Origin of the sequence: Actinoplanes sp. NPDC051851 (genome assembly GCF_040681165.1) — a bacterium.
In the GTDB taxonomy this organism is placed as follows: domain Bacteria; phylum Actinomycetota; class Actinomycetes; order Mycobacteriales; family Micromonosporaceae; genus Actinoplanes.
On the sequence record NZ_JBFAYF010000088.1, the window covers coordinates 1 to 26,705 of the forward strand.

A 26,705-nucleotide genomic window follows, 5' to 3' on the forward strand; every position below is an offset into this window, starting at 1 on the left:
TCAAGCACCCTGTTGAGTTCTCAAAGAACAACCGCACACCTTCGAACGATCCGCATTTCCGCGGCCCGTTCCCCGGGGCACTCGCTCTACTTTACCCGCCGTTTTCGTTTCGTCAAATCCGCGTTTTTCGCACACGCAGACTCAGCAATTCGAAAACAATGAGTGGCACCCCACGCCAGAACACACGATGCTAGATCGTGAGATCTTGACTAGGATTTCCTCCAGGACGGCCGCGCCGGGCCTCTTTCGAGTCCCGCTCGCTCGCCCGTCTCCCTGGCGGCTCGGACAACACTACTCCCCGGCCCTCGCAACACCAAATCGGGTCGCTGAGACGGGCGTCACACGGGAATATCCCCCTAAATCCTCAAACAGGGAGAACCCCTGACGAGCGCGAACGGCGTATAACCAGCAGCATGCGCACTCATGACCTCGCCCAGCTCCTCCAGGAGGTGCCCGGCACCGTGGTGACCGCCGGGCCCGGGCTGGTCACCGTGCACGTCCCGGCGATCGGTGACACCGCCGAGATCGCCTTCCGGGACGTCCTCGACGCCGACTGGGTGCACGTGCCGACCGGCGCCCCGGCCGTACAGGTGGACCTCCGGCGCGGGCACGAGTCCCTGCCGCTGATCGTCACCACCGACGACATGGTCTTCACCCCGGCGTACGCCGCCGACATGGTGATCCCGGAGGACGAGCCGCTGATCCCCGCGATGCCGACCTTCCTGGCGTACTCGGAGATGCACCGGGACGTCCGCGCCCTCGGAAAAGCGGTGGACGACCCGGACCTGGAGCTGGATCCTGAGATCCTGTCGGCGACCCTGCTGGCGCACCGCTGCTTCCTGGCCGGCGCGACGCGGGTCGGTCTGTGGCCGGTCCGGGTGGCCGCCTGGTGGGAGTATTCGGAGGCACGCAGCCGGGACACCCTCCCGATGGCGCGGTTCCGCCCGGATCCGGATTGGGACCGGCTGATCGCCGACGTCCACGAGGCGAGGCGCCAGACCCAGGAGGTCTGACGATCGAGACCGGGAGGTCCGGGGAGAGTGCACGAACTGCTGCGCCGTACGTTCGACGAGGACGCGGAGCGCTACCACCGCGCCCGCCCCGGCTACCCGCCCGCCCTCTTCGACGAGCTCGGCCCACCGGCCCGGATCCTGGAGATCGGCTGCGGCACCGGCCAGGCCACCCGTGACCTGATCGCTCGCGGACACCAGGTCACCGCCATCGAGCTCGGCCCCGACCTCGCCGCCCTCGCCCGCCGCACGACCGGCACGACCGGCACCACCGGCACCACCGGCACCACCGGCACCACCGGCACCACCGGCACCGCTCAGATCATCAACGCGGACTTCGAGACCTGGCCGCTGCCCGTCGAGCCGTTCGACATCGTCGTCGCCGCGACGTCCTTCCACTGGATCGACCCGGAGATCCGGGTCGGCCGGGCCGCCGACGCGCTCCGGCCCGGCGGGCTGCTCGCCACCGTCACCACCGAGCACGTCCTCGGCGGCACGGTGGACTTCTTCGCCGCGGCACAGGAGTGCTACGAGCGCTGGGACCCCGGCACCACGCCCGGCCTGCGCCTCCAGCCGTCGAGTGCGATCCCGCACGACCCCGAGGACCTGGGCGACCGCTTCACCCCGCCGGTCTTCCACCGCTTCGAGCGCGACATCACCTACACCGCCGACGAGTACATCGATGTCCTGCTGACCTATTCCGGTCACCGGGCCCTCCGCGAGGACCTGCGCACCGGGCTGCTCGCCGACCTCCGCACCCTGATCGACCGCGTGCCCGGCGGCCGCATCACCAAGCGCTACCTCTCCGAGCTCCGCCTGGCCCACCGCCGCTGACCCGCACGCCGCGATCCGGCGCGCGGGCACGCGATCCGGCACGCGGGCACACGATCCAGCACGCGGGCACGCGGGCACGCGGGCACGCGATCAGGCAGGACTGCGGCGCACAGGCGGGCGGTGAGAACTTCCGGGGCGGACGGTCAGGACTGCGGCGCGGTGTAGTGCGCGGCCTCGTCGCCCTCGATGATGTAGCTCTTGGTGCCGTCCAGGGAGTAGGGCACGTCCCCGGAGACCGTCACGCGGTGCAGTCTGCGGTCCAGGGTGCCGTAGTCGTCGACCGCGTAGTGCTGAGTGCTGCGGTTGTCCCAGACCACCACGTCGCCGACCTTCCAGCTGTGGCGCAGGGTGTTCTCCGGGCGGGTCACGTACGCCTGCAGGAGCCGGAGGAGGTCGCGGGACTCGGTACGCGACAGCCCCACGAGCCCGTTGGTGAACCCGCCGATGAAGAGGTTCGGCACCCCGGAGTCGGGGTTGACCCGCACCACCGGGTGGGCCGTGCTGTAGCGGGTCGACGTGAAGACCTTCTGGTACTCGTCGACCTCGGCGCTGTGGAACTGCGGGTGCTCGGCGTAGTCGTACTCGTTGCTGTGCACCGCCCAGAGCCGGTCGGCGAGCGCGCGCAGGTGCTCGGGCAGGTCGGTGTACGCGGTGGCGGTGTTCGCGAAGAGCGTGTCACCGCCGTACGGGGGAATGACCAGGCTGCGCAGGACGGTGGCCTTGGGCGGGGCGATCACGAAGGTGACGTCGGTGTGCCAGGTGTTGGCGCGGGCGCCCTCCCCGCCGGCCACCTGGAGCACGTTGGACTGTCCCTCGACGGACGGCACGGTCGGGTGCGCGGTGGTGAGCGGCCCGAGCGTGGAGGCGAACCGCACGTGTGCGTCGTCGTCGAGCTCCTGGCCGCGGAAGACCAGCACCTTGTGCTCGACGAGCAGGCTGTCGAGGTCGCGGGACAGCTCCTCGCCGATGGGCTGGGAGAGGTCGACGTCCAGGACCTCGGCGCCGATGCGGCCACCGATCCGGCGGATGGTCGTCATGAGAGAGTCCCTCCTGAAATGGGGTGAACCGGGCGGGAAGCACACCCAACTCCCACATTTTTCCCATGGAAACAGTGGGATATCAAGCATCGATCAGGAAGCGGGACGGGACCGGACGCGAACCGGGCCGGGGAACGCCGAAGGGCGGGAGCGCCCCACGCGCCCCCGCCCTTCAAGCCTCACCGGAGATCAGTCGTCGCCGAAGTCCTCGAAGACCTCTTCGATCGCCTCGCCGACCAGGTAGCCCGCGGCGAGACCGCCGACCGCACCGAGGACCGCGCCGCCCATCCCGGAGCCGTGGCCGTGCCCACCACCGCGGTAGTGCCCGTGGTGCCCGTAGCCGCCACCGTGACCGCCGTGGCCGTACGCCGGAGCGCCGTGGCCGTAACCCGGCGGCGGGTAGCCCGGAGCGCCGTACGCCCCGTGGCCCGGCGCGCCGTAGCCCGGACGGGACTTGTGGTGATCGACCGCCTGGCGGACCCAGCCGTCGACGACCGAACGCCAGTCGGTGGTCTCCGCGTCGGCGTGTGACACGGTGTACCGGCCGTACGTGTCCTGGCCGCTGTGGAACATGCCGCCACGCTTGTCGAACTCCAGCACCACCTCGACCGAGTGCGGGCTGGTCACGAACGTCAGCTCGACCTCGTTGACGCTGTGCGCGTACTGCGCGGCGGGCCAGTACTCGATCTCCTGGTAGAACGGGAGCGTCTGGTGTACGCCGTAGATCTGGCCGTGCTCCAGGTCGGCGGACTTGAAGCGGAAGCCGAGCTGGTTGAACGCGTCCAGGATCTTCTGCTGGATCGGCAGCGGGTGGACGTAGACCGGGTCGAGGTCGCCCTTGTCCAGCGCCCGGGCGATCGACACCTCGGTGCGCACGCCCATCACCATGCCGCGCAGCGGCTGCCCGTACGCCGTGGTGATCGGCGTCTCCCAGGGCATCTCGATCCGGAACGGGATCTGCATCTGCTGGCCGGCGTGCAGCCGCATCGGGCCGGACACCGTGATGCGGTAGAAGTCGCCGGTCGCCGAGTAGTCACCGCCGCCGCCCTCCACCTCCATCCGGGTGACCAGCGCGAGGGTGATGTACTCGATGTCGGCGTCCTGGGTGCCGCCGACCAGGTTGACCTGACCGGTCAGGGGTGCGCCCGGATACGTGCTCGGGTTGGAGAGCACGGTGTCGACGCTCGGCCCGCCGACCCCGATCGCGCCCAGCAACTTCTTGAAGACCACGTTCTTCTCCTGCTTCGACTGCGGTCATGACACGCGAGGCACTAGCCGCCCGCACCCTTGGAAAACTAGCAACGCGAGCTGTACGAACCCTGAAAACCGGCGCCTTGCGATCTTGTAGTCGAGGGTAGAAGTAGGGTGCAACGCATGGATCCAGTCGTCATACATCGCCTCGCCGACATCGCTGTCACGCATGAGGAATCCCCCGAAGAGGTGACGGTCGCCGGCGCGCCGAGCACCGGTGCCACCTCGGTGATCGCCCTGGAGAACCTGGGCGTCGAGGTCGGGGTCTGGGAGATGAGCGTGGGCGCGGTCCGTGACGTGGAGGCCGAGGAGGCGTTCCTGGTGCTGGCCGGGAAGGCGACCATCGAGACCGACGGCGGTACCCACGAGATCGGCGCCGGCGACCTGGTCCGGCTCGAGGCGGGCACGAAGACGATCTGGACCGTCACGGAGCCGTTGCGCAAGCTCTACGTGACCGGCGCCTGACGTACGGCGTACCGGAAAGGAAGCGGTCCGAGGGTGAGAGACCCTCGGACCGCGACGAGAGAACTACTTGATCAGGCCGAGGCCCTGCACGGCGGTGCGCTCCTCCTGGAGCTCGGCCACCGAGGCGTCGATCCGGGTGCGGGAGAAGTCGCTGATCTCCAGGCCCTGGACGATCTCCCACGCGCCGTCCTTGCTGACGACCGGGAACGAGGAGATCAGGCCGGCCGGGACGCCGTAGGAGCCGTCGGAGACGATCGCGGCCGAGGTCCAGTCGCCCTCACGGGTGCCGTTGACCCAGGTGTGCACGTGGTCGATCGCGGCCGACGCGGCGGAGGCGGCGGAGGACGCGCCCCGGACCTCGATGATCTCGGCGCCGCGCTTGGCCACCCGCGGGATGAACTCGTCGGCGAGCCAGGCCTGGTCGACCAGGTCCTTGACGGCCTTGCCGGCCGCCTCGGCGTGGAAGACGTCCGGGTACTGCGTGGCGGAGTGGTTGCCCCAGATGGTGACCTTGCGCAGCTCGGCGACCGGCACCTGCAGCTTCTTGGCGAGCTGGGCGAGCGCGCGGTTGTGGTCGAGGCGGGTCATCGCGGTGAAGCGGTCGGCCGGGACGTCCGGCGCGTGCTGCTGGGCGATGAGCGCGTTGGTGTTGGCCGGGTTGCCGACCACGAGCACGCGGACGTCGGCCGCCGCACCCGCGTTGATCGCGGCACCCTGCGGCCCGAAGATGCCGCCGTTCGCCTCCAGCAGGTCGCCGCGCTCCATCCCCTTGGTCCGCGGGCGGGCGCCGACCAGCAGCGCGACGTTGACGCCGTCGAACGCGGCCTTCGGGTCGTCGAACACGTCGACGCCGGCGAGCAGCGGGAAGGCGCAGTCGTCCAGCTCCAGCGCGGTGCCCTCGGCGGCGCGGGCCGCCTGGGGGATCTCCAGCAGGCGCAGGCGTACCGGCACGTCCGCACCGAGCAGCTGACCGGAGGCGATGCGGAACAGCAGCGCGTAGCCGATCTGGCCCGCGGCGCCCGTCACGGTGACGGTGACCGGAGTCTTAGTCATGGTTTGTCTCCCGAGGTTGAGGCTGGTTCGGCACCCGATCCGGACTCTAGACCTATGGTTACGGGGCGATGACGCGGATGGGTACCTCTGTGACCTGCGGGGCGGAAGAGCAGGCTCCCGGAGATCCCTCCACATAGGACGTGAAAACTCCGCGCACCGGGGGTATCCTGCTTCGGCGGACTCCCGAAAGGTGCAGCGTTGGCCATCGACGCGCCGCCCCGTCGGCCCTTCCTCCCCGGCTTCCCGCCGCTCGACACCGGGCGCGGCAGCGGCGGCGCGACCATCGCGGTGACCCTGCGGTACTCGCCGATCGCGTTCCTGCTCGCGCTCTTCACCCCGGTGCTGGAGATCGACGGGCTCCCGGTCCCGGCCGTGTGGGGCCGGGTCACCACGCCGGTCGCGCTCGGCGAGCACCACGTGCACGTCCACGTGCCCTATCTCCTGCCGCCCCGGATAGGCGTCGCGGAGACCAGCGTGGTGGCGCTACCCGGGCAGACCACCGAGCTGGAGTACCGCGCCCCGCTGCTGGCGTTCATGCGCGGGGCGCTGGGCACGCCGCCGCAGAGGTACCCGGGCCTGGCCCTGGCGGTCATCCTGCTGATCCTGTCCGGGCTGCTGGCGTGCTGCTCGTGTCTGGGCATCCTGCGGTCGGCCCAGGACGGGCACGCCTGGCGGCCGGATGCGAGCGCAACAGCGGTTCGCTGAGCGCCGCGGCGACGGCGGCCAGGCTGAGGACGCCCGCGACGAGGGCGGTGGAACGTACGCCGAAAGCGGAGAGAGTGAGAGCGCCGCCGAGCGCACCCCCGGTGATGCCGATGTTGACCGCCGTGGAGGAGCCGGCGCCGGCCAGGTCCTGACTGCCCGGCGCGGTCTGCAGCACCCGCGCGCCGAGGGCCGTCATCAGCGCCGCGAGGGCCAGGCCACCGGCACCGACCAGGATCACGGCGAGCACCGGCACGCCCGGGACCAGGAAGAGGGCGAGCAGCGAGACGGCCTGGATCGCGGCGGGGACCACCATCGCGGCGACCGGGCTGCGGTCGGTGAGCCAGCCGCCCAGCGCCAACCCGGCGATCCCGGCCAGGCCGCGGACCAGCAGCAGCGGGCCGAGCGCCGCCGCGCTGAAGCCGGCCGTCTCGATCAGGAACGGCGTGACGTACGTGAACGCCGTGAACGCCCCCAGCGCGCCGAGGACCGTGGTGACCAGCAGGAGGGCGTACCGCCGCGGGTCCGGGCTCTCGCCACGGGCGCCGACCGGGGCGGCCGCGGAACCGGCGGGCAGCAGCAGCGCGACGGCGGGCACGGTCAGCGCCGGGAGCACGGCGAGCGCCAGGAAGACGGTGCGCCATCCGGTGTGCTGGCCGAGCCAGGCGCCGGCCGGGACGCCGAGGATCGCGGCGAGCGGGCCGCTCCCGGCGACCACCGCCAGGATCCGGCCGCGGACCGCGATCGGGAAGAGCGAGGCCGCGATCGGCGTGACGATCGCCCAGAAGACCGACTGGCTGAGCGCGGTCAGCACCCGGGTGGCGAGCAGTGCGGAGTAGCCGGGCGCGAGCGCGGCCAGGACCGTGGCCACGGTGAAGACAGCGAGCAGCGCGGTCATCAGCGGGCGGCGCGGCAGGCGGCGGGTCGCGTAGGTGAGCGGGACGGTGGCGACCACGACGACCAGCCCGTACCCGGTGACGAGCTGGCCGACGGCGGCCGGGGTGACCCGGAGGTCGCCGGCGATCGGGAGGAGCAGGCCGATCGGCATGGTCTCGGTGGTGACGTAGGCGAACGCGGCGGCGGAGAGGGCGGCCAGCGCCCCGACCCGGCGGGTTCGGCTCAGCATGCTTCCTCCTAATCGCCGCTGACAGGTAGCCCTTCGGCGCGGGCGGCGCGGCGGCGCTCGGTGAGACGGTGGGACTTGGCGGTGGTGCCGCAGTCGGCCATCCGGCACCAGCGGCGGGTCCGGTTGCGGCTGAGGTCGAGGAAGAGCCAGCCGCACCCGCCGAGCTCCACCGGGCAGCGGCGCAGCGCGGTCAGGTCGGCGGTGCGGATCAGCGCGACGGCGGCGTCGGCGGCCCGGTCCGGCACGGCGTGGGCGGGCACCTCGCCGACGCGTACCACCGGCCGTCCCTTGTCCAGCGCCAGCCGCGCCCGGGCTGTCGCCGCCGACCAGCGAAGATGCAGCCGATCGAGGGCGACGCCGGATCGGCCGGCTCCCGTGAGGGCATCGTGCAGCGCCTCCCGGATCTCCCGGACGGCCTCCAGCGCCGCGGGCGCGGCGCCCGGATCGGCGTGCCAGGCGGCCCGGATCGCCGCCTCCTCCCCCGAGAGGGTCAGCCCGGCCCGGCGGCTCCAGACCAGCAGGTCCTCCGGGACGGCCAGGTGGTCCCGGGGAGTCTCGCCGCGAACGGCCACCCGCGGCGTCACCGTGTTGACAAGATCGAGCGCGGCGTGACCGCCGACCAGGGGCAGGGTCGCGACATCGATGGACACAGGTCGATGCTACCCCTTTGCCGTTCAACATCGGTAGCTCACTTTCTTATGTACGCTCGTACACATGAACATGCGCGAACGAATGCTCGCCGGTGAGCTCTACCTCGCGGACGACCCGGAGCTGGGCGAGGCGATGCTGCGTGCCCAGGACCTGATGGACGCGTACAACACCACCTCGGCCCGCGACCCCGGACGCCGCCGGGAGCTGCTGACCGAACTGCTCGGCGAGGTCGGCGAGGGCGTCGAGATCCGGCCGCCGCTGCGGGTGGACTACGGCAGCCACCTCCGGATCGGCGCCCGCACCTTCGCGAACTTCGGGCTGGTCGCCCTCGACGTCGCGCCGATCACCATCGGCGAGGACGTGCTGATCGGCACCAACGTCCAGCTGATGACCCCGACCCATCCCCTGGAGCCCGGTCCGCGCCGGGAGAAGTGGGAGGCCGCCAAGCCCATCGTGATCGGGGACAACGTCTGGCTGGGCAGCGGCGCGATCGTCCTGCCCGGTGTCACGATCGGCGAGAACACCGTGGTCGGGGCGGGCGCGGTGGTCACCCGGGACCTGCCGGCGAACGTGGTCGCGGTGGGGAACCCGGCACGCGTGGTGCGTACGCTCGACGATGAGTGACGCTCCCCGGCGGCGTCGCCACGACCCGGGCCGCCGCGACCGCCTGATCGACGCCGCGCTCCGGGTGATCGCCGAGAAGGGCGTCGCGGCCACCACCCACCGGGAGATCGCCCGGGTCGCCGACGTGCCGCTGGGCTCGATGACCTACCACTTCACCTCGATGAACGAGGTCCTGGCCGAGGCGTTCACCCGGCACGCGAACGCCGCCGCCGACCACTTCGACCGCCGCCTGGCCGCCGCCCGCACCCGCGAGGAGGCGATCGACGCCGTCGTGGACCTGGCGGGCTCGCCGGGCGACATCCTGCTGGCGGTCGAGCTCTACGTCGCCGCGGCCCGCGATCCGGCGTTGCGTAAGGTCACCCAGGCCTGGATGCAGCGCAGCCGCCGGGCCCTGGAGCAGCACTTCGACCCGACCACGGCACGCGAGGTGGACGCTCTGATCGAGGGACTGGTCCTGCACAGCGCCCTCTCCACCGACCCGATGACCCCCGAGCAGGTCCGGCACGCCGTCGAGCGGTACCTGCGCTGATCCACCCGGAGCTACACCGTGTCCTCCTCCGCCACCCTCCCGGCACCGAGCCGGCAGCTGCGGCTCGCCCGGATCGCCGTCGCCGCGCTCTTCCTCACCAACGGGGCCGTCTTCTTCAACGTCGTACCCCGGTATCCGCAGATCAAGGCGGACCTCGGCCTCAGCAACGCGCTCCTCGGCACCGCGATCGCGGCCTTCCCCACCGGCGCGCTGCTCGCCGGTCTGCTCGCCGGTGCCGCGGTCCGCCGGTTCGGGTCGGCACGGGTGGCCTCGTTCGGCATCGTCCTCACCGCGATCGCCACGCTGGCCGTACCGCTCGCGCCGAACTGGCCCACCCTCGCCGCGGTGCTCTTCGTGGTCGGCGCGCTCGACGCGATCGTCGACGTCGCCCAGAACGCACACGGCCTGCGGGTCCAGCGCGCCTACGGCCGTTCGATCGTCAACTCCCTGCACGGCGTCTGGAGCATCGGCGCGGTACTCGGCGGCCTGATGGGCTCCGCCGCCGCGGGCCTGCACCTCTCCCTCGGCGTCCACCTGCTGATCTCCGCGACCGTCTTCAGCGCGGTCGCCCTGATCGCCTACCCCTTCCTGCTGTCCGGCCCGGAGGACGCCGAAAGGTCAACGTCCGCTTCCCCCGTACGCCGGGAAGCCCCCGGCACCCGCCGCCGGCCCTTCGGGCACGCCGCGCTCGGGATGATCGCCGCGCTGGGCGTACTCGCGGCGTGCGGCGCGCTGGTCGAGGACGCCGGCTCCTCGTGGGGCGCCCTCTTCTTCACCGACGAGCTGCACACCGGCGCCGCGACCGCCGGACTCGCCGTGGTCACCCTGCAGGTGGCGATGACGATCGGCCGCCTCACCGGTGACCGCGCCGTCGACCGTTTCGGTCAGCGCACCGTGGTCCGTGCCGGCGGCCTGATCGCCGCCGCCGGCATGGGCCTGGCGCTCGCGGTCCCGTCGCTGCCGACCGCGCTGGCCGGTTTCGCCCTGGCCGGCGTCGGCACCGCCACCCTGGTCCCGGCCGCCATGCACACCGCCGACGAGCTCCCCGGCCTGACCCCCGGCACCGGCCTCACCATCGTCAGCTGGCTGCTCCGCGGCGGCTTCCTGCTCTCCCCACCCCTGGTCGGCCTCATCGCCGACCTGACCAGCCTCCGCATCGGCCTGCTCACGGTCGTCCTGGCCGGCCTCCTCACCGCCGCCCTCTCCCGCACCCTCCTCAACCACACCTGACGCCCTCCCCCGGTCGGCCGGCGCTGAGGGGTGTCTCCCGCACGCCGGCACACCCGCGAGGACCAGCCAAAACCGTGCGCAGCACGCCCGGCGGCACCCCGCGGGCGGCGGGAATCCACGATCGCCGCCCGTGTCCTTCCGGCGCCCCTCCGACGGCTGCACGGCTACACGAACACGGATGGTGTGCGCCCACCACCCCCGTTCCGGGTTGATCGTGCGCACCTGCGGCCCGGCCCGCGCCGTTCGTGTGCTCACGCCGCCCGGACCGCGCACCGACAGTCCATGCAACGCGACGGAACACCCCTGGCGAACAGCCGACATCGTGCGTGGCGTGCCCCGCGAACCGTCGTCGGCTTCTGGCTGGTGCTCCGGGGTGCCTCGCGCCGCCGCACACGCCCCGGAAGGCCAGCGGGTGGAAACGGAACATTAGGGACGACAGGGGTGGCAGGGGCAGACGGGGCAGACGGGCTGGGGCTCGGGCTGTCGATCGTCCGGGCACCGGGGTCGAGGGAGCGGCACGCCTCGGTGGCCTTCGCCATCGTCTCCGGGGCCACCTCCTCGTCGATCCGGGCCCCGTCGCCGTTCTCCTCCTGCTTCGGGTCCTGCATCGGTACGCCGTTCGCCCGCATGCACCGCGGGTACGCGATCATCTTGTCGTTATCGGACAGGCTCGCGGTCGGCGACGCGCTGCCCCGCCCCTGAGCGGTCGCCACGTCCGGGTCCTCCGTGGTGGGCGTGCACCCCGTCGGCAGGAGCGCGAACACCGGTACCAGAGTCGTGATGTGCTTCGTGACCCGAGTGAAACGGGCGGCCGGTTACACGGCGGTCTCACGACGGTGGCCCCGCGCGCGGGAGGTCCCGGTGGAACGGGCTCACGACGACGAACCCCGTGCACGGGGAGTTCCGGTGGGATCGCGGTGGGTACGCGACGAGCGGGGCGGTGCCGGGGTGCGCGGACGGGCGTACCCGGGAAGAGGTTTTTCAGGGTCTTGTCTGTAGTTCGTCGTGGAGGGCCCGGAGGAGTTCGGCGCTGGTGAAGGGCTTCTCCAGGAGGTGGACGTCGGCGGCCAGCGTGCCGTGGGTGGTCAGGACCGGCTGGGCGTAACCGGACATGAAGAGGACCCGGGTGCCGGGGTAGCGCGTGGTGACCTGGTCGGCGAGGCTCTTGCCCAGCATCTCCGGCATGATCACGTCGGTGAGCAGGACGTCGATCGGGTGGTCCGCGGCCAGGCGGAGGGCCTCGGCGCCGCCGTTCGCGGCCAGGACCGTGTAGCCGGCGCGGCGCAGGATGCGGCAGGTGACCTCGCGCAGCGCGTCCTCGTCCTCGACGACCAGGACCGTGGCGCCCTCGCCGGAGAGTCCGGACGTGGTCTCCTCGGCGGCGGTGGACTGGGCGCGCACGTCGGTGACCGGCAGCAGGATGGTGAACGTGGTGCCGATGCCGGGCTCGGAGTAGATCTGCACGGTGCCGCCGGCCTGCGTGACGATGCCGTAGACGGTGGCCAGCCCGAGTCCGGTGCCCTGACCGCTGGGCTTGGTGGTGAAGAACGGCTCGAACGCCTTGTCGATCACCTCGCGGGGCATGCCGGTACCCGTGTCGGAGACGCGTAACCGCAGGTAGCGGCCGGGGCTGAGACCGGCGGGGTGGTCCTCGTCGACGCGGACCTCGGCGGTGTCGACGGTCAGCCGGCCGCCGGTGGGCATCGCGTCCCGGGCGTTGACCGCGAGGTTGACCAGCACCTGCTCCATCTGACCGGGATCGGCCATCACGGAGGGCAGCGCGGCGGTGGTGCGCACGGTCAGCGTGATGTGCTCGCCGAGCGACCGGTCGAGCATCTGGTGCACCTCGGTGACCACCGCGTTGAGGTCCAGCGGGCGGGGACGGATCACCTCGCGGCGGGCGAAGGCGAGCAGCTGGTGGGTGAGGTCGCTGCCGCGGCGGGCGGCCCGGGCGATCTGCTCGGCGTCGCTGGCGGCCGGGGTGCCGGTGGCGTCCTCGATGATGAACGAGGCGTAGTTCAGGATCACCGCGAGCAGGTTGTTGAAGTCGTGCGCGATGCCACCGGCCAGCTGGCCCAGGCTCTCCAGGCGCTGGGCCTGCTGCATCCGGGCCTCCAGCTTCTGCCGGTCGGTCTCCTCGCGCAGCCGGCGGCGCTCGGCCTCGGCGGCCAGCCGGTCGGTGATGTCGCGTACGGCGGCGACGATCACCACGCCGGTGTCGGTGTGCAGCGCGCTGGAGGCGATGTCGACCGGGAGCTCGGTGCCGTCGTTGCGGACCGCCCGGCGCTTCGCCCAGTGCTGCTCGGCGTCCTTCGCCGCGGCCGGGAACCCGTCCGGCAGCAGCCGGTCGGCCGGCATGCCGATCAGGTCCTGGGTGGGATGGCCGAAGAGCCGCTCGGCCGCCGCGTTGACCAGCACCACCTGACCGGATTCGTCCAGGCCGAGCAGGGCGTCCGGCGCCGCGTCGAGGACCGCCTGGACCCGGGACTCGGCGCGTTCCCGGTCGCTGACGTCGCGGGCGGTCGTGGTGGTGCCGAAGAGCGTGCCGCGCTCGTCGAGCAGCGGGGAGATCAGCGTGTTCACCACGATGACCTGGCCGGTCGCGGTGACCCGGGTGGCACGGTACCGGTCGACCCGGCCGCCGAGCCGGACCAGCGTCCGGATCCGCTCCTCCTCCCCACGCCGGTCGGCCGGGATGATCGCGTCGATCGAGCGGCCGATCATGTCGGCGGCGGGATGGCCGTAGAGCAGTTCGGCGCCGGGGTTCCAGGAGAGCACCCGGCCGTCCAGGTCGGTGGTGACGATCGCGTCGTGCGAGGACTGGACGATCGAGGCGAGCAGGGCGCGGACCCGGGACGACTCCCGCTGGGCGGTGTCGTCGCGCAGCACCGCGGTCACGTACGTCTGGTCGCCCTCGGCCACCGCGGCGAGGGAGATCTCGACGGCGAACGTGGTGCCGTCCAGGCGGAGCCCGCGCAGCGGCGTCCGGCGCAGCGGCGGGTGCTCGCCGGAGGCGTAGACGGCCCGGTGCCGCGGGTGCCGTGGCCGGGCGTCCTCGGGGACCAGGATGTCGACCGGGAGCCCGACGAGCCCGCCGGGCGGGTAGCCGAACATCTCGTGGGCGCGGAGGTTGGCCATCGTGACGGTGCCGTCCCCCCGGGTCACGATGATCGCGTCCGGCGCGTTGTCGACGAGGAGCTCGGTGAGGTCTCCCATTAAGTCAGGATATTTACTTTCTTTCGCCTATGCGGGGTTTATCCGCCGGACGGTCCCCGCCGTCACACTCGTCCTCCGGCTCCACCTCGATCAGGTCGAGCAGGTCCGGCCCGGCGTGCCCGGTGTCGACCGTGCCGCCGATCAGGCCGAGCAGCGCGGCGCAGTTCCGCCCGTAGCCCTGCACCATGCGGTCGACCCTGGTCAGGTGCCCGCATCGCCGGCAGGGCCGCATCCGCTCCATCGGACCATTATGTTCACCGGCACCGTCCCCCGTTCCGGCTGTCAGGAAACGCTCGAACCTCTACAACCCGATAACAGGTTCAACCGCAAGGTCAAAGGGGGAAGGGGCGCGCTGGCGGGCGCGCCCCTTCCCCGGAGGTGGAGTCAGGCCGTGGCGGACGCCGGCTCCACCGCTGGGCGCCGCGAGGACACCCAGCGCTCGAAGATCAGAGTGGTCAGCGGCGGGATCGAGGAGAGCAGGGCGAAGCCGGTGCGCCAGAAGGACCAGCGCTCGGTACGGGCGACCCAGACCGTGGCCACCAGGTAGGCGACGAAGAGCGCGCCGTGCACCCGCCCGAAGAGCCAGACACCGGCGTCGGTGGTGTGCGTGACATGCTTGAGATACATGCCCACCAGCAGACCCGTCCACGAGAACGCCTCGGCGATCGCGGTCAGCCGGAACACCCGGAACGCTTGCACCCGCCACCCCTCCCAGAGATCGACTCTCTGGAACGCTAGGCACCCGAAGTTGAGTGTTTCCTGGCAGCCGGGACCCTCACGGCGGCGCCAGTGGAGACCGGCGACCTGAGGCACGGTTACCCGGTGCTCAAACCCTGAGGAAGGACACCATGGCGGGAATCTCGTTCCATCTGAACGAGCGCGGGCTGGTCGATTACCGGGCCGACAAGCGGTTCACGGTCCTCGGGCTCTGGCTCACCAGAGACATCCAGGCCAGCCGACACCGCCGTCCTCGCCTGGAGCGGGACAACGGCCGTACGCACCCACGGCGCGGCAGTCTGGCCTACGGGCCCATCTATGCCAACCACGGCGCGATGACACCCGGGGTTACGCAGGAAACCGTGGACGGCATGTCCCTGCGGAAGATCGAACGCATCATCGATGCGATGCGCCACGAGCGCTATCGATTCCGCCCCGTACGGCGGGTCCATATCCCGAAGAAGAACGGGAAAACCCGTCCGCCGGGATTGCCGACCTGGTCGGACAAGCTGGTCGGTGAGGTGGTGCGCCTGTTGTTGGAGGCGTACTACGAGCCGTCCTTCTCCGAGCGGTCCCACGGGTTCCGGCCCGGCCGAGGCTGTCATGCCGCGTTGCGGGAGGTGGCCGACACCTGGACCGGAACGGCCTGGTTCGTTGAGGGCAACATCGCCGACTGCTTCGGCAGCCTCGATCACGACATCATGATCGAAACCTTGGCGGAGAAGATCCACGACAACCGGTTCCTGCGGCTGGTGCGCAACATGCTCACAGCCGGATACCTGGAGGACTGGAAAATGGGGTGCCACGCTGTCCGGCGCACCACAAGGTGGGGTGGCGTCCCCGATCTTGTCCAGCGTCTATCTGCACAAGCTGGACAGCTTCGTCGAGAAGGTTCTCATCCCCGACTACACGCGGGGAGAAAGCCGGGCACGGAACCCGGCATACATCAGGATGCAGACCCGGCTGGCCACGGCCCGCCGTCGCGGTAACCGGGCCGAGGCCCGCAAGCTGCGGCAGCAGATGCGCAGCCTGCCCAGCGCGGATCCGAACGATCCGGGCTACCGGCGACTGCGATATGTCCGTTACGCGGACGATCATCTGCTCGGGTTCGCCGGACCCAAGCACGAGGCCGAGGAGATCAAACAGCGGCTGACCAGGTTCCTGCGTGAGGACCTCAAGCTGGAACTGTCAGCGGGCAAGACGCTGATCACCCACGCCCGCACCGGCGCGGCCCGGTTCCTCGGCTACGAGATCACCGTCCAGCACAACGACAGCAAGACCACCCGACGCCGGCGATCGGTGAACGGGCAGGTCGCGCTACGCGTCCCGCTGGACGTGATCAAGACCAAGTGCGCCCCCTACCTGCATCGCGGCAAACCCGCCAAGCAGCCGGCCGGATGCGGCCCTGCCTGCGCTGCGGCCATCTGACCCGGGTCGACCGCATGGTCCAGGGCTACGGCCGCAACTGCGCCGCGCTGCTCGGCCTGATCGGCGACACGGTCGACACCGGCCATGCGGGCCCCGACCTCCTCGACCTGATCGAACCCGAGCCCTCCGACGAATGCGACGGCTGGGGCCGCCCCGCCGACCGACCCACGAAACGGGCAGGCCGACAAGCATCGACTACAGTCGGTCGGTGACCGCGCTCTCCCACCGACAGCATCTGACAGATGAGTAAACGGAGCCGCGGAGCACGGCGATACATCCGGAACGCTCTGGAACATCTCCGCGAGGCTCGCCGAACGGAGAAGCACGGCGGCCGAGGCAGTCGGATGTCGACCGAGCGGCTGCGCCACACCCTGGTCGGCGAGCGGGACGGCAGGTCCGCCGGCTTCCATCACCGGCCCGATGGCATCGACCCGCCGGGCGCCAAACTGATCAAGGTGACCAGACGCGACCAGCGCACCGGGGTGTACGAGGGCGAGGTCGCGATGCAGAACCGCAGCACCGGCGAATGGAAACAGAAACGCGGTAAGAGCACCTTCTTCCCCGACCACTGGACTCCGGAGCAGGTCGACAACGCCGTGGACCGCGCCTTCCGCGAAGGAGCGACGAAGGATCCCGAAACGGGGCGATGGCAGGGCAGCTTCAGGGGCGTCGATCTGTCCGGGTTCTATGATGTGGAGACCGGCGACCTGAAGCACGGTTACCCGGTGCTCAAACCCTGAGGAAGGACACCATGGCGGGAATCTCGTTCCATCTGAACGAGCGCGGGCTGGTCGATTACCGGGCCGACAAGCGGTTCACGGTCCTCGGGCTCTGGCTCACCGGAGACATCCAGGCCAGCCTCTCCGGATGCCTCGACCTCCTCGCCGACCTCGCCGACCTCGGGACGGGCCGCCCGACGGAGGAGGAGTGGGAAGGCAACGCGTTCTCCGGCATCCTCTCCGTGAAGGGGCTCCAACTCCAGAACGACTACCTGCCAGCACAGAAGGCCGAGTACTCCCTCGATGAGGTGCGCCCAGTGGTGGACGACTACTGGCGATTCATCGCCGGGCCGCAGGACACCGACACCGCCGTCCTCGCCTGGGAACGGGACAACGGCCGTACGCACCCGCGGCGCGGCAGTCTCCTCTGATCGAGATCACGCGTCCATCAGGTCGAAGATCACCTCTTGGATGAGGTTGCCGACGATCTCCCGGGCGAGTTGCTGGAAGACGGGGATCTCCAGCAGGGATGCTCCGAAAGTCACGCCGGCTGTGCCGAGAGCCTGAGCGATCTCGATGGCGAGGATCGTCAGCTGGACGATCACGAGCACCTTCAGCGCGAGCACGATGGCGCCGCAGATGATCAGCCCGGTGCCGGTCAGGACCGCGGCGGTGGCGCCGTCGGACAGCACTGGTGCAGGGCCGTCCTCGCTGGTCCACCACTTCTGAAATGCGCTGATGTCCTGACCGATATTGCCGGCCCAGACCGCTCCCGCGGCCGAACCTGCCTCGGCGACGATGTCGCTGACGGCCGCAGAGAAGGTGATCCAGCTCTGGCCCATCTCGAAGAGCGTGTCCTCGTCGGCGAGCGGCCAGTCGTAGCCGAGGATGCCAAGCAGCGACACCAGTTCGCCGGGCAGCTGCAGGCTCACGAGTCGAGCCCCGAGCGCAACGTGTCCATGTGTTGCCCGATGGCGTCCTCGAGCGCCTGGTAGGTCGCCGCCATTCCGGACAGATCGGCGCCGGCTGCTGCCATCTCGTCGATCACGCCCTGGTAGCACTCGTACGCGGCCGCCGAGACCTCGTCGTGCGCCGCACCGATCAGCGAGCCGATGTCGTCCGCGCCCCAGGGCTGGCCGAAGCTCGCGATCTCTGCCTGGAACGTCGCCAGCGCGGCACCGAACCGCTCGGCGACACCCTGCAGACTCTGCCCCGAGGCGTCGAGGCCCTCCGGGTCGATCGTCAGTCCGCCCGAGCTCATCGGCGGCCCTGCTCCGAGATCCGCGCCTGCGCCTCGGCGAGCGACTCGGTGAACGCGGTGAGCCGCTGAGTGGCGGTCTGCTGGATCTCCTTGAGCTGACCGGAGAGTGCGTCGAACGAGACGCCGGGGGTGGCCGCGGCTCCCACCCTCTCGCGCAGGTCGGTGAGGGCCGCGTTGACGGCGGCCATGGTCTCCTCGGCGAGCGCCGCCGAGTCCATCCGCATCACGGCCGGGCGGAACTCCAGGCCGGTGATGCGGCCCGGCACCTCGGCGGTCACCACGATCGCGCCGTCGAGCGCCTCGCCCGTGCCCGTGATCGGCTCCCGCTCCTCGCCGGACGGGGAACCGCCGCCGGCTTGGAAGGTGCCGAGCGCCGCCGTGACATCGGCGAGCATCCGCGTGATGCCGGAAGGGTCGGGTGTAGTCGTCATGCGAAGCATCCTGTCAGAAACGCGCTCCGCCGATCGGCAGGCATCGAGTAGGGTCTACGGCGTGAACACCGGACCGGCGCGCAGCCATGCACGGAACGGCGATCCGGTGGATCGCTGAGTGCCCGTGGGCCGCCAGGGGTCGTCGATGCGACGAGTCCCCCGTGCAGACCCGACCGAAAGGCACACCATCCATGGCAGTCAGTTTCAACCACACCATCATCGCCGCTAAGGATCGCGAGGAGTCGGCCCGGTTCTACCGGGAGCTGCTCGAGATCGAGGCGGCGCCCTCCTGGGGGCCGTTCACCAACATCCAGCTGGACGACGGGACGCTGCTGCAGTTCGCGGAGCCCCCCGTGGAGATCCAGATGCAGCATTACGCGCTGCTCATCGACGACGAGCTCTTCGACCGGGCCTACCAGCGGCTCTGCGACCGGGGTGTCACGCACTGGGCCGATCCGCAGATGCACCGGGCCGGGGAGATCAACCACAACCACGGTGGGCGCGGCGTCTACTTCAAGGATCCCGCGGGTCACGCGATCGAGCTGATCACCAAGCCGTACCTCTAGAGAAGGAGGCGTGCGGGGAGGGCCGAAGCCTGCCCCGCACGCACCTCTCATTTGACGGCGATCGGGTTGACCGGGCTGCCGACCGCGCCGGTGATCGGGAGCGGGGCGGCGGTCAGCCAGAAGTCGTAGACGCCGTCGGCGGCGCAGTCCGCGGCCAGCTCGTCCGGGTCCCACATCTCGCCGAGGAAGAGGCCGATGTGCGGGATGGCAACCTGGTGCAGGGGCTGGAAGGCCTCGTCGAACTCGTTCGGGCGGACCTCGAAACCCCAGGTGTCGGTCGCGATCGCGGCGATCTCGGTCCGGTGCAGCCAGTCCGCGGTGGTGAAGGAGAGGCCCGGCGCGGGACCGCCCGCGTAGTCGCCCCAGCCCTCGCGGCGGACCCGGGAGAGCTGGCCGGTGCGTACCAGGACGATGTCGCCGCGGCCCACCTCGGAGCTGGGGCCCTGCGCGGCGATGGTGGCCCGCAGGTGCTCCTCGGTGACGGCGAAGCCGTCGGGCAGTTCGCCGTCGACGCCCAGCGCCCGGCCCACGTCGAGCAGGACGCCCCGGCCGGCGATCACCGACGCGACCGTCTCGATGCCGGTGACCAGGTCGCCGAGGCTGGTGACCACCTTCTCGGCGGGGCGGCCGTTCCACGCGTGCCCGTGGTCGAAGATGTGGCCGAGGCCGTCCCACTGGGTGGAGCACTGCAGCGGCATGGCGATCACGTCGTCGGCACCGCCGATGCCGTGCGGGAAGCCCTGCACGCCGGTGACCGCGTCGGTGCCGGTGTCCAGCATGGTGTGCACCGGGTTGGTGCGGCGGCGCCAGCCCTTCTGCGGCCCGTCGGCGTCGAACGACTGGGAGAGCGAGAACGTGACGCCGCGCCGGATCAGGGCGGCGCCCTGCACGCGCTTGTCGGGCGTCAGGAAGTTCATCGTGCCCCGGACGTCGTCCTCGCCCCAGCGGCCCCAGTTGGAGCAGCGCTTGACCGCGTCGGCGATGGCGCCCTCGGGATCGGTCCGGTCGATCACTGGAACACGTCCGTGATCCAGTCGGCGATGTAGGTCTGGACGTGCGCGAAGTGGTCGAGCCCGATGTGCTCGGCCCCGCCCTCCTCCTTGGTGAAGATCCGCAGGTCGCGGCGCGGGGCGTTGACCGCCTGCTCATACGATCGGTGGGCGTACTCCAGGGGGATCTGCCGGTCGTTCTCCCCGTGGGCGATCAGGAACGGCACGGTGATCTTCTCGACCACGCCGTCCAGGTTGACCGCCGCGGCCTTCGTGATGAAGGTGTCGACGTCGGACTCGCCCCAGACCCAGAGCACGTGGTCCCAGTAGTGCGGGACCGGGTTCTCCCCCTCGCGCTCCAGCCGGCGCTTCTGCACCGCGCCCCAGTCGTGGTTGGCACCCCACGCCACGCAGAGCGCGAGCCGCTTCTCGAACGCGGCGGCCCGTGGCGCGTAGTAGCCGCCGAGCGACCAGCCGACCAGGCCGATCTTCTCGGCGACGACGTCGTCCCTGGTCAGCAGGTAGTCGACGCAGGCCGTGGCCCAATCCTCGCTCTCCACCCGGCTGGTCAGTCCCTGCAGGCGCAGCGCCTCACCACTGCCGGGGCAGTCGACCATCAGCGTCGAGACGCCCCGGGCGGCCAGCTCCTGGGAGAAGCCCGAGGAGTACATGTGCTCCTTGGTGGAGTCCAGCCCGTTGAACAGGATGATCACGGGGGCGTGTGAGGCGGCCTTCGTGAAGTACGCCGGGAGCGTCGTCCCCTCGAACGGGATCTCGACGCGGACCGTGGCGGGGTCGATCAGGTCGAACGCCTTCTGCTGGAGCTCCAGGCAGCGGCGGTAGAAGACGTTCCGGTCCGGCTGCCTGGCGCTCTGCATCCGCTCGGCCTGCGCCAGGTAGTTGGTCGCGCGCAGGTACTTCTGCCCGGCCGTCCGCAGGTGCCCCGCCGCCTCGTCGGCGGCGGCCTGCGTCGCCAGGTCCTCGGCGACCGCGGCCCAGGACGCCATGAACTCCTTCGTCCCGACGTCGGCGCCCTGCGCGCCGAGCTCGCGGATCGGGCGGCAGGCCCGGTCCACCTCGTCGATCAGGCCGCCGCTGTTCAGGGTGGCGACCACGCCCAGGTTCCAGACGTAGTTGCCGGGGAAGTACTCGAACATTCAGAGCTGCCTTTCTGTACGCGCGCGGGCGTGATCGCGGCGCCGGACCGGCGCGATCTCCGGCCGGGTTTGTCCCGAGATAACGGTATTGGTCAGGCTGCCGATGCCCTCGACGGTGAGCGTCACGGTGTCGCCGTCCTTCAGCGGAGGCGGGTCCTGCCTCCCGTTGCGCCCCCACAGCTCGGCCAGGCAGCCGCCGTTGCCGACGGTCCCGGATCCGAGCAGGTCACCGGGGCGGACCGCGCTGTCCCGGGCGGCGTAGGCGAGCATGGTCTCGAAGGTCCAGCCCATGTTGCCGAGCAGGTCCCGCCCGACCTCGGCGCCGTTCACCTCCGCGACGCACCACAGGTCCAGGAAACCGTCCTCGTCCTTGTGGACGTCCAGCTCGTCCGCGGTGACGATCCACGGGCCGATGCTGGTGGCGAAGTCCTTGCCCTTGGCCGGGCCCAGGCTGACCTTCATCTCCCGGCTCTGCAGGTCCCGCGCCGAGAAGTCGTTGAAGATCGTGTAGCCGAAGATCGTCTCGTCCGGGCCGGCGACCGCCGCGACCTCGAGCTCGAAGTCGCGGGCGACCGACGCGGCCGGGAACGGGATCTCGTCGCCCGGTCCGTAGAGGCGGTGCGGGTTGGTGAAGTAGAAGGTCGGGGCGTCGTACCAGGCCCCGGGGACGCCCGCCGAACCGTCGATGCTCTTCCGGACGCCCTCGACGTGCTCCTCGAAGGCCACGAAATCCCGGATCGACGTCGGTTGCAGAGGAGCCTTCAGAGCAACGTCCGTTTCCGGTACGGGCTCCGCCAGCTCGAGTTCGCGCGCCCGGTCCAGCCCGAGTTCGACGATGCTCAGGGCAGCACGCTGCTCCTTGAACGGAAATATCATCTCATCTCGGTACACGCCCGTCGTGATGCGGTCTCCGTACCGGAAAGTCACGATCTTCACGGGTTCCTCACACCGGAGGCGCGACGAAGATGCCGCGGTCAACATCGTTGAAGGACTGCTTGGCGACGAACTCGTTCATCGGGTTCGCCGTCCCCCACTGATCACTCACGGCCGGGTCGGAGAAGTCGTACAGGTGCGGGTGCCACGTGTCCTCGTCGAGCAGCTCCAGCTCGGTGGTGTACTCGATGGTGTTCCCGTGCGGGTCGAGGAAGTAGCTGAAGGTGTTGTTCCCGGCCATGTGCCGGCCCGGCCCCCACACCTTCTCCACCCCGCCGCGCAGCAGCCGGCCGGTCCCCCGCATGTACTCGTCGATGCCGCGCATCTCGAACGACGCGTGGTGCAGCGCGACGTGCGGCCCCCGGGCGATCGCCAGGCTGTGGTGCCAGCGGTTGGTCCGCATGAACCACATCATCTCGCCCATCCGCGGGTGCATCAGGGTGTCCGAGAGCGCGAAGTTCAGGTGCCGGTCGTAGAAGGCGACGGTCGCCTCCGGGTTCGGCGAGTTGATCACCACGTGCGAGAGCTTGACCGGGACGGCCTCACCCTCCTCGAGCTTGCGGTGCTGCCGGACGGCCACGTCACAGGAGACTTCCACGGTACGGCCGTCGACGTCGAAGAAGCGGAACCCGTACCCGCCGCCCGGCGTCTGCAGCGTGCCCGGCTCGCCGACCAGCGTCACCCCGGCCCGGCCGAGGCGCTCGGCGAGGGCATCCACGTCCGCCCGGTCCGCCGCACCGAAGGCGATCAGGTCGAGGCGCTTCTCGGCGGCCTTGCGCAGGCGCACGGAGTACTGCTCCGGCGAGCCGGCCGCGGCGAGGAACGCGATGCCCTCGTCGGTGGTCTCGGCGTCCAGGCCCCACATGGTGGTGTAGAACTCCAGCTGCCGGTCGTAGTCGGGCACCGCGAGGTCGACGTGCCGCAGGTGGGTGATGAGTCGTTCGTCGTCGCTCATGTCAGGTCCTCTCAGGCGGGCTGTTCGACGAGGTGCGCGATGCGGCCCATCAGGCCGGGCACGTCGCCGCGCTCGTGGGCCAGGAGCCAGCGGGTCAGTTGCAGCGAGGCCTCGACGACCTCCGTCGCCCGGTTCAGCCGGCGGCCGGTGAACTCGGCCCAGAGCTCCTCGGTCACGGCGGCGTCGCGGAGCAGCAGTTCGGCGAGGACGGACGCGTCCTCCAGGGCCTGTGCGGCGCCCTGAGCCAGGGTGGGCGGGCAGCTGTGCGCCGCGTCGCCGATCACCACGACCCGGCCCCGGTGCCAGGGCCCGTCGATCACGTGGCTCTCGAACGCGGTGTAGTTCACCCGGCTCGGGTCGGTCAGCGTCTCGCGGATCTCGTCCCACGGCCCGTGGTACGCCTGCGAGAGCTCTCGCATGGTGGCGAGGGCTTCCTCCGGGCTCAGGCCGGCCCGGTCCTGCACGCCCTCGACCAGGTACGCGTAGATGCTGTCCTCCCCGGTCGGGCAGTACCCGGCGATGTACGCGGGCCCGCCGTAGAAGAGGTCGGTCCGGGTCACGCTCGCCGGGCGCCGGGTGAAGGTCCGCCAGATGCCCATCCCGACCGGCTGCGGCTCGGCGTCGATCCCGATCGCCCGGCGGGTCCACGAGCGCAGCCCGTCCGCGCCGATCACCAGGTCGTACGTGCCGGTGGTGCCGTCGCTGAAGCCGACCGTGACCGCGTCGCCGTCCTGGGAGAGCGACGCCGGCCGGGTGCCGAACCGGACGTTCACCCCGGCGTCGCCGGCGCGCTTGATCAGGATCTTGGCGAGCGCCGGGCGGTACATGCCCATCGTGGCGGGCAGGTCCACGCCGCCGGTGCGGATGTCGGTGAGCTCGGCGATCAGCGTGCCCGCCGGGTCCGGGGCGCGCAGGCCGAGCGTGTCGAACGCGTAGCCCTCGGCGCGGACCTGGTCCCAGACACCCAGCTGCCGCAGCACACGCAGCGCGTTGCCCTGCAGGGTGATCCCGGAACCGAGCGCGGAGACGTCGGGCTTGAGGTCGATGAGGTCGACCGCGACGCCACCCTCGGCGAGCAGGATCGCCGCGGCGGCACCGGCGGCGCCCCCACCGACGACCAGAACATTACGAACTGCTGGCACGGCGGTTTCCCTCCTGTTTCGTGTGATGGGGACCACTCTCGCGCGACCTCGGGGTATTGCGGAAGCTCGACTTGGTGATGCCCGCCATCACCCAGGCTTATAGTCGGCCCATGACGATGGACCGGGTACTGGCCAACCTCGATCTGAACCTCCTGGTCACGCTCGACGCGCTGCTGCGGGAGCGGAACGTGACGCGTACGGCGGAACGGCTCGGCGTCAGCCAGCCCGCGGCCAGCGGCGCGCTCGCCCGGCTCCGGCGGCACTTCGGCGACCCGCTGCTCACCCGGGTCGGCAACCGGTACGAACTCACCCCGCTCGCCGCCCGGGTCGCCGTGCTGACCGGCCCCGCGCTGGCCGGCGTCCGCCGGGTCTTCGACTCCACCGCCGACTTCGATCCGTCCCGTCTGGACCGCGAGGTCACCCTGGTCGTCTCGGACTACGCGGCCGCGATCCTGATGCCGCTCGTGTCGCAGCGGCTCGCCACGCTCGCCCCCGGCGTCCGGCTCCGCCTGGAACAGACCACCCAGTACGCCGTCGACCACGCCGCCGAGACCCTGCGCACCGCCGACGGCCTGGTCATCCCGCACGGCTTCGTCACCGAACTGCCCTATCTGGACCTCTACGAGGACCGCTGGGTCTGCATCGTCGACGCCGGCCACGACGTCGGGGACCCGCTCACCCTGGAGAAGCTCGGCGAGCTCCCGTGGGTCGTCTACTACGACCGGCCGACCGCGTTCGCGCCCGCCGTACGCCAGCTCCGGATGCTCGGCGTCGAGGCCCGGGTGGACGTGGTGGTCGACGGCTTCGTCCAGCTCCCGTTCCTGGTGGCCGGCACCCGCCGGATCGCGCTGCTCCAGGAACGCCTCGCGAACCTGCTCGCCCCGGTCGCCGGGGTACGGGTCCTGCCCTGCCCCTTCGACGTGGTCCCGGTCGCCGAGGCGTTCTGGTGGAACCCGATGTACCGCAACGACCCGGCCCACGCCTGGCTCCGCGACGTGCTCCTGGAAGCCGCCACACCGCTCCGCCGGTGAGACCTACTCCACGTCGGAGTGTGCGGGGAGCGTGGCGGTCCGCTCGGTCGCGGACCAGCTGGCCAGCAGGCGGAGGCCGTCGGCGGCCGGGGTGCCGGGTGGGGCCGTGTACGTGACCATCGTCAGGCCCTCGTCGGCCGCCAGCTCCATCGACTCGTGGTTGAGCTCCAGATCGCCGACCGCCGGGTGGCGGAAGAGCTTGACGCCGGCCGAGTGGCGGTAGACGTTCTGCTCGGCCCACCACGTACGGAAGGCATCGCTGCGCATGGAGAGCTCGCCGATCAGGCTCATCAGGCCCTGGTCGTCGGGATTGCGGCCGGTCGCGACGCGCAGGGCGCCGACGGCGTCGCGGGCGACCTGCTCCCAGCGGGGGTAGAAGGTGTGCGCCTCGGGGCTGAGGAAGATGAAGCGGGCGGTGCACGGCGGCTGGTACGGGGCCGCGAAGATCGGCGCGTACAGGGCCCGGGCCAGGGCGTTCGCGGCGAGGATCTCGAAGCGGTCGTTGCGGACGAAGGCCGGGACCTCGGTCATCGCGTCGAGGAGCCGCCGGACGGTGGGGCGAACCTCGGGGCCCGGGGCGCGGCGGCGCGTACGGGTATGACCGTTCCCGGACAAGCGAGCGAGGCCGTGCAGGTGCGCCCGCTCCAGGTCGTCGAGGCGCAGGGCACGGGCCAGGGCCTCCAGGACACTGTCGGAGACGCCGGAGAGGTTGCCGCGTTCCAGGCGGGTGTAGTACTCCACGCTCACACCGGCCAGCATCGCCACCTCGCCACGGCGCAGGCCGGCCACCCGGCGGGTGCCGTACGCCGGCAATCCCGCCTGCTCCGGGGTGATCCGCGCCCGGCGGGCGGTGAGGAAGTCGCGGATCTCGCTGCGCGTGTCCATCCTCCCAGGCTAGGCAGCCGCCCCGGGCCCGAGGGAGGCACTGCCGTTACCCCGTTCCGCCGATCCGCTACGGCAGGCTGCGCCCCGCCCCGTACGTCGACCCGGCCCGGTCCCGCTCCAGCCACCCCGTCTCCACCAGCATCCGGCGCACCGCGGCCACGTCGTCCGCGATCGCCGCCAGCCGGCGGTTGACCTCGTCCTCGGTCAGCAGCCCGTCCACCGCGAGGAACCGCGCCAGCAGCTCCGCGATCTGCTGGTACCGCTCGCTCATCGTCGGCGGTAGGGACGTCAACCTGCCGTACGCGAAAAAGCTCTTGAGCTGTGGATACTCCCTGAGCAACGGCGAGATCGGCTGGGTGGCGACGAGCGCCTGAGCGGCCTCGCGGAGCACCTCGGGCTTGGCCCGGTACACGCCGTCGCCGGTGCCCGACGCCAGGCCGAGGCCGGTGAGGCGGCCCAGGGCCTCGCCGGCCTCAGGCTTGGTGATCTCCAGGAGGAAGGACATCTCGGCGAGTGTGGAGCCTTCCTTGCCACGGCGGACCAGTTCGGCGAAGGCGCGCAGGCGGGCGGGGTTGGAGAGCTGGGTGAGGAGTTCGGCGGCGCGGGTGGCTTCAGCGGGCATCCCCGCAACGTAGGGGCGAACCGGCGCCCGGTGCACCCGAATTTTCGGCTCTGTCACAAAGTTGGTGATCGCTGCCGGTCGATGGTAGATCCATCCGGTGTCCGGAGTGGATCTTCTGCGGGTGTTGCTGCCGCACTTGTC

33 protein-coding genes are annotated in these 26,705 nt (G+C 70.9%); 15 read left to right on the forward strand and 18 right to left on the reverse strand.

The features are described from left to right. Positions 1-413: 413 nt before the first annotated feature. Positions 414-1,013 (forward strand): hypothetical protein, encoded by a 600-nt coding sequence (locus AB0M08_RS43180; protein WP_364506781.1) that lies wholly within the window; start codon positions 414-416, stop codon positions 1,011-1,013. A gap of 27 nt (positions 1,014-1,040) precedes the next feature. Next, entirely contained in the window at positions 1,041-1,844 is an 804-nt protein-coding gene (locus AB0M08_RS43185) for a class I SAM-dependent methyltransferase (protein ID WP_364506784.1), read from the forward strand. A 143-nt stretch (positions 1,845-1,987) separates the two neighbouring features. On the opposite strand, the gene AB0M08_RS43190 is transcribed toward AB0M08_RS43185, so the two are convergent. Beyond that, positions 1,988-2,881, reverse strand: a complete 894-nt coding sequence (locus tag AB0M08_RS43190) for a TauD/TfdA family dioxygenase (RefSeq protein WP_364506786.1) — start codon at positions 2,879-2,881, stop codon at positions 1,988-1,990. Positions 2,882-3,070: 189 nt separating this feature from the next. Further along, positions 3,071-4,111, reverse strand: a complete 1,041-nt coding sequence (locus AB0M08_RS43195; protein WP_364506789.1) for a sporulation protein — start codon at positions 4,109-4,111, stop codon at positions 3,071-3,073. Positions 4,112-4,255: 144 nt separating this feature from the next. Between AB0M08_RS43195 and AB0M08_RS43200 the strand changes: the two genes are divergently transcribed. Continuing rightward, positions 4,256-4,597 carry a cupin domain-containing protein gene (locus AB0M08_RS43200; protein WP_364506792.1) on the forward strand — a complete coding sequence of 114 codons (342 nt, stop codon included), beginning with the start codon at positions 4,256-4,258 and terminating at the stop codon, positions 4,595-4,597. Positions 4,598-4,660: 63 nt separating this feature from the next. On the opposite strand, the gene AB0M08_RS43205 is transcribed toward AB0M08_RS43200, so the two are convergent. Beyond that, positions 4,661-5,650, reverse strand: a complete 990-nt coding sequence (locus AB0M08_RS43205) for a malate dehydrogenase (RefSeq protein ID WP_364506795.1) — start codon at positions 5,648-5,650, stop codon at positions 4,661-4,663. Between the two features lie 198 nt (positions 5,651-5,848). On the opposite strand from AB0M08_RS43205, the gene AB0M08_RS43210 reads away from it, so the two are divergent. Next, positions 5,849-6,355 (forward strand): hypothetical protein, encoded by a 507-nt coding sequence (locus AB0M08_RS43210; RefSeq protein WP_364506797.1) that lies wholly within the window; start codon positions 5,849-5,851, stop codon positions 6,353-6,355. Here the strand turns inward: AB0M08_RS43210 and AB0M08_RS43215 are convergent. Together AB0M08_RS43215 and AB0M08_RS43220 are read right to left on the reverse strand one after the other, a co-directional pair. Further along, positions 6,240-7,478, reverse strand: a complete 1,239-nt coding sequence (locus tag AB0M08_RS43215) for an MFS transporter (RefSeq protein ID WP_364506799.1) — start codon at positions 7,476-7,478, stop codon at positions 6,240-6,242. The genes AB0M08_RS43210 and AB0M08_RS43215 overlap by 116 nt on opposite strands. An 8-nt stretch (positions 7,479-7,486) precedes the next feature. After that, complete coding sequence (locus AB0M08_RS43220; RefSeq protein WP_364506800.1) at positions 7,487-8,128, reverse strand: CGNR zinc finger domain-containing protein; 642 nt, start codon at positions 8,126-8,128, stop codon at positions 7,487-7,489. 64 nt (positions 8,129-8,192) lie between these two features. Here AB0M08_RS43220 and AB0M08_RS43225 point away from each other — a divergent pair, with 64 nt between their 5' ends. The 4 genes from AB0M08_RS43225 to AB0M08_RS43240 all read left to right on the forward strand — a co-directional run bounded on the left by AB0M08_RS43225 (position 8,193) and on the right by AB0M08_RS43240 (position 11,214). Next, positions 8,193-8,753: a sugar O-acetyltransferase gene (locus tag AB0M08_RS43225; protein ID WP_364506802.1), complete on the forward strand. Its 561-nt coding sequence runs from the start codon at positions 8,193-8,195 to the stop codon at positions 8,751-8,753. Further along, positions 8,746-9,282 (forward strand): TetR family transcriptional regulator, encoded by a 537-nt coding sequence (locus AB0M08_RS43230; RefSeq protein ID WP_364506805.1) that lies wholly within the window; start codon positions 8,746-8,748, stop codon positions 9,280-9,282. Before AB0M08_RS43225 ends, AB0M08_RS43230 begins: the two co-directional genes overlap by 8 nt. An 18-nt stretch (positions 9,283-9,300) precedes the next feature. Continuing rightward, on the forward strand, positions 9,301-10,512 hold the full coding sequence (locus tag AB0M08_RS43235; RefSeq protein ID WP_364506808.1) for an MFS transporter: 1,212 nt from the start codon (positions 9,301-9,303) through the stop codon (positions 10,510-10,512). A 441-nt stretch (positions 10,513-10,953) separates the two neighbouring features. Then, positions 10,954-11,214, forward strand: a complete 261-nt coding sequence (locus AB0M08_RS43240) for a hypothetical protein (protein ID WP_364506811.1) — start codon at positions 10,954-10,956, stop codon at positions 11,212-11,214. A 279-nt stretch (positions 11,215-11,493) separates the two neighbouring features. Here AB0M08_RS43240 and AB0M08_RS43245 read toward each other — a convergent pair whose 3' ends face one another. The 3 genes from AB0M08_RS43245 to AB0M08_RS43255 form a co-directional block, all read right to left on the reverse strand. Continuing rightward, positions 11,494-13,728, reverse strand: coding sequence for a PAS domain S-box protein (locus tag AB0M08_RS43245; protein ID WP_364506814.1), 2,235 nt, complete (start codon positions 13,726-13,728; stop codon positions 11,494-11,496). A gap of 13 nt (positions 13,729-13,741) precedes the next feature. Continuing rightward, positions 13,742-13,969 (reverse strand): hypothetical protein, encoded by a 228-nt coding sequence (locus AB0M08_RS43250; RefSeq protein WP_364506817.1) that lies wholly within the window; start codon positions 13,967-13,969, stop codon positions 13,742-13,744. A 143-nt stretch (positions 13,970-14,112) separates the two neighbouring features. Beyond that, positions 14,113-14,427 carry a DUF3817 domain-containing protein gene (locus tag AB0M08_RS43255; protein WP_364506820.1) on the reverse strand — a complete coding sequence of 105 codons (315 nt, stop codon included), beginning with the start codon at positions 14,425-14,427 and terminating at the stop codon, positions 14,113-14,115. Between the two features lie 149 nt (positions 14,428-14,576). Between AB0M08_RS43255 and AB0M08_RS43260 the strand changes: the two genes are divergently transcribed. The 5 genes from AB0M08_RS43260 (at position 14,577) to AB0M08_RS43280 (ending at position 17,023) form a co-directional block, all read left to right on the forward strand. After that, on the forward strand, positions 14,577-15,434 hold the full coding sequence (locus AB0M08_RS43260) for a reverse transcriptase domain-containing protein (RefSeq protein WP_364506823.1): 858 nt from the start codon (positions 14,577-14,579) through the stop codon (positions 15,432-15,434). Next, positions 15,397-15,873, forward strand: coding sequence for a hypothetical protein (locus AB0M08_RS43265; RefSeq protein WP_364506825.1), 477 nt, complete (start codon positions 15,397-15,399; stop codon positions 15,871-15,873). Before AB0M08_RS43260 ends, AB0M08_RS43265 begins: the two co-directional genes overlap by 38 nt. 14 nt (positions 15,874-15,887) lie before the next feature. Beyond that, the gene (locus AB0M08_RS43270) at positions 15,888-16,085 is read left to right on the forward strand and encodes a hypothetical protein (RefSeq protein ID WP_364506828.1); all 198 of its coding nucleotides are present in this window, start codon (positions 15,888-15,890) and stop codon (positions 16,083-16,085) included. Between the two features lie 132 nt (positions 16,086-16,217). Beyond that, entirely contained in the window at positions 16,218-16,613 is a 396-nt protein-coding gene (locus tag AB0M08_RS43275) for an EndoU domain-containing protein (protein WP_364506831.1), read from the forward strand. An 11-nt stretch (positions 16,614-16,624) separates the two neighbouring features. Further along, complete coding sequence (locus tag AB0M08_RS43280) at positions 16,625-17,023, forward strand: hypothetical protein (protein ID WP_364506834.1); 399 nt, start codon at positions 16,625-16,627, stop codon at positions 17,021-17,023. Positions 17,024-17,029: 6 nt separating this feature from the next. Here the strand turns inward: AB0M08_RS43280 and AB0M08_RS43285 are convergent, their stop codons facing one another. From AB0M08_RS43285 to AB0M08_RS43295, 3 genes are read right to left on the reverse strand one after another with little or no spacing between them, the layout of a single operon-like run. Further along, on the reverse strand, positions 17,030-17,524 hold the full coding sequence (locus AB0M08_RS43285; RefSeq protein WP_364506836.1) for a hypothetical protein: 495 nt from the start codon (positions 17,522-17,524) through the stop codon (positions 17,030-17,032). Beyond that, entirely contained in the window at positions 17,521-17,853 is a 333-nt protein-coding gene (locus AB0M08_RS43290; protein ID WP_364506839.1) for a hypothetical protein, read from the reverse strand. The genes AB0M08_RS43285 and AB0M08_RS43290 overlap by 4 nt, the downstream gene beginning before the upstream one ends. Further along, positions 17,850-18,284: a YbaB/EbfC family nucleoid-associated protein gene (locus AB0M08_RS43295; RefSeq protein WP_364506841.1), complete on the reverse strand. Its 435-nt coding sequence runs from the start codon at positions 18,282-18,284 to the stop codon at positions 17,850-17,852. The genes AB0M08_RS43290 and AB0M08_RS43295 overlap by 4 nt, the downstream gene beginning before the upstream one ends. Positions 18,285-18,475: 191 nt before the next feature. On the opposite strand from AB0M08_RS43295, the gene AB0M08_RS43300 reads away from it, so the two are divergent. Further along, positions 18,476-18,850, forward strand: coding sequence for a VOC family protein (locus tag AB0M08_RS43300; protein ID WP_364506844.1), 375 nt, complete (start codon positions 18,476-18,478; stop codon positions 18,848-18,850). Positions 18,851-18,897: 47 nt separating this feature from the next. On the opposite strand, the gene AB0M08_RS43305 is transcribed toward AB0M08_RS43300, so the two are convergent. From AB0M08_RS43305 to AB0M08_RS43325, 5 genes are all read right to left on the reverse strand, one after another. Beyond that, positions 18,898-19,863: a cyclase family protein gene (locus AB0M08_RS43305; RefSeq protein WP_364506846.1), complete on the reverse strand. Its 966-nt coding sequence runs from the start codon at positions 19,861-19,863 to the stop codon at positions 18,898-18,900. Next, entirely contained in the window at positions 19,860-20,996 is a 1,137-nt protein-coding gene (locus AB0M08_RS43310; protein WP_364506849.1) for an alpha/beta fold hydrolase, read from the reverse strand. The genes AB0M08_RS43305 and AB0M08_RS43310 overlap by 4 nt, the downstream gene beginning before the upstream one ends. Next, positions 20,997-21,872: a fumarylacetoacetate hydrolase family protein gene (locus AB0M08_RS43315; RefSeq protein ID WP_364506852.1), complete on the reverse strand. Its 876-nt coding sequence runs from the start codon at positions 21,870-21,872 to the stop codon at positions 20,997-20,999. It lies immediately after the preceding gene. A 67-nt stretch (positions 21,873-21,939) separates the two neighbouring features. After that, positions 21,940-22,884 carry a VOC family protein gene (locus AB0M08_RS43320; RefSeq protein WP_364506855.1) on the reverse strand — a complete coding sequence of 315 codons (945 nt, stop codon included), beginning with the start codon at positions 22,882-22,884 and terminating at the stop codon, positions 21,940-21,942. A gap of 11 nt (positions 22,885-22,895) precedes the next feature. After that, positions 22,896-24,026, reverse strand: a complete 1,131-nt coding sequence (locus tag AB0M08_RS43325; RefSeq protein ID WP_364506858.1) for an FAD-dependent monooxygenase — start codon at positions 24,024-24,026, stop codon at positions 22,896-22,898. A 110-nt stretch (positions 24,027-24,136) separates the two neighbouring features. Between AB0M08_RS43325 and AB0M08_RS43330 the strand changes: the two genes are divergently transcribed. After that, entirely contained in the window at positions 24,137-25,057 is a 921-nt protein-coding gene (locus tag AB0M08_RS43330; RefSeq protein WP_364506860.1) for a LysR family transcriptional regulator, read from the forward strand. Positions 25,058-25,060: 3 nt separating this feature from the next. Here AB0M08_RS43330 and AB0M08_RS43335 read toward each other — a convergent pair whose 3' ends face one another. Further along, the gene (locus AB0M08_RS43335) at positions 25,061-25,942 is read right to left on the reverse strand and encodes a helix-turn-helix transcriptional regulator (RefSeq protein WP_364506863.1); all 882 of its coding nucleotides are present in this window, start codon (positions 25,940-25,942) and stop codon (positions 25,061-25,063) included. Positions 25,943-26,009: 67 nt separating this feature from the next. Beyond that, positions 26,010-26,564: a DUF2087 domain-containing protein gene (locus tag AB0M08_RS43340; protein WP_364506866.1), complete on the reverse strand. Its 555-nt coding sequence runs from the start codon at positions 26,562-26,564 to the stop codon at positions 26,010-26,012. Positions 26,565-26,705 lie beyond the last annotated feature (141 nt).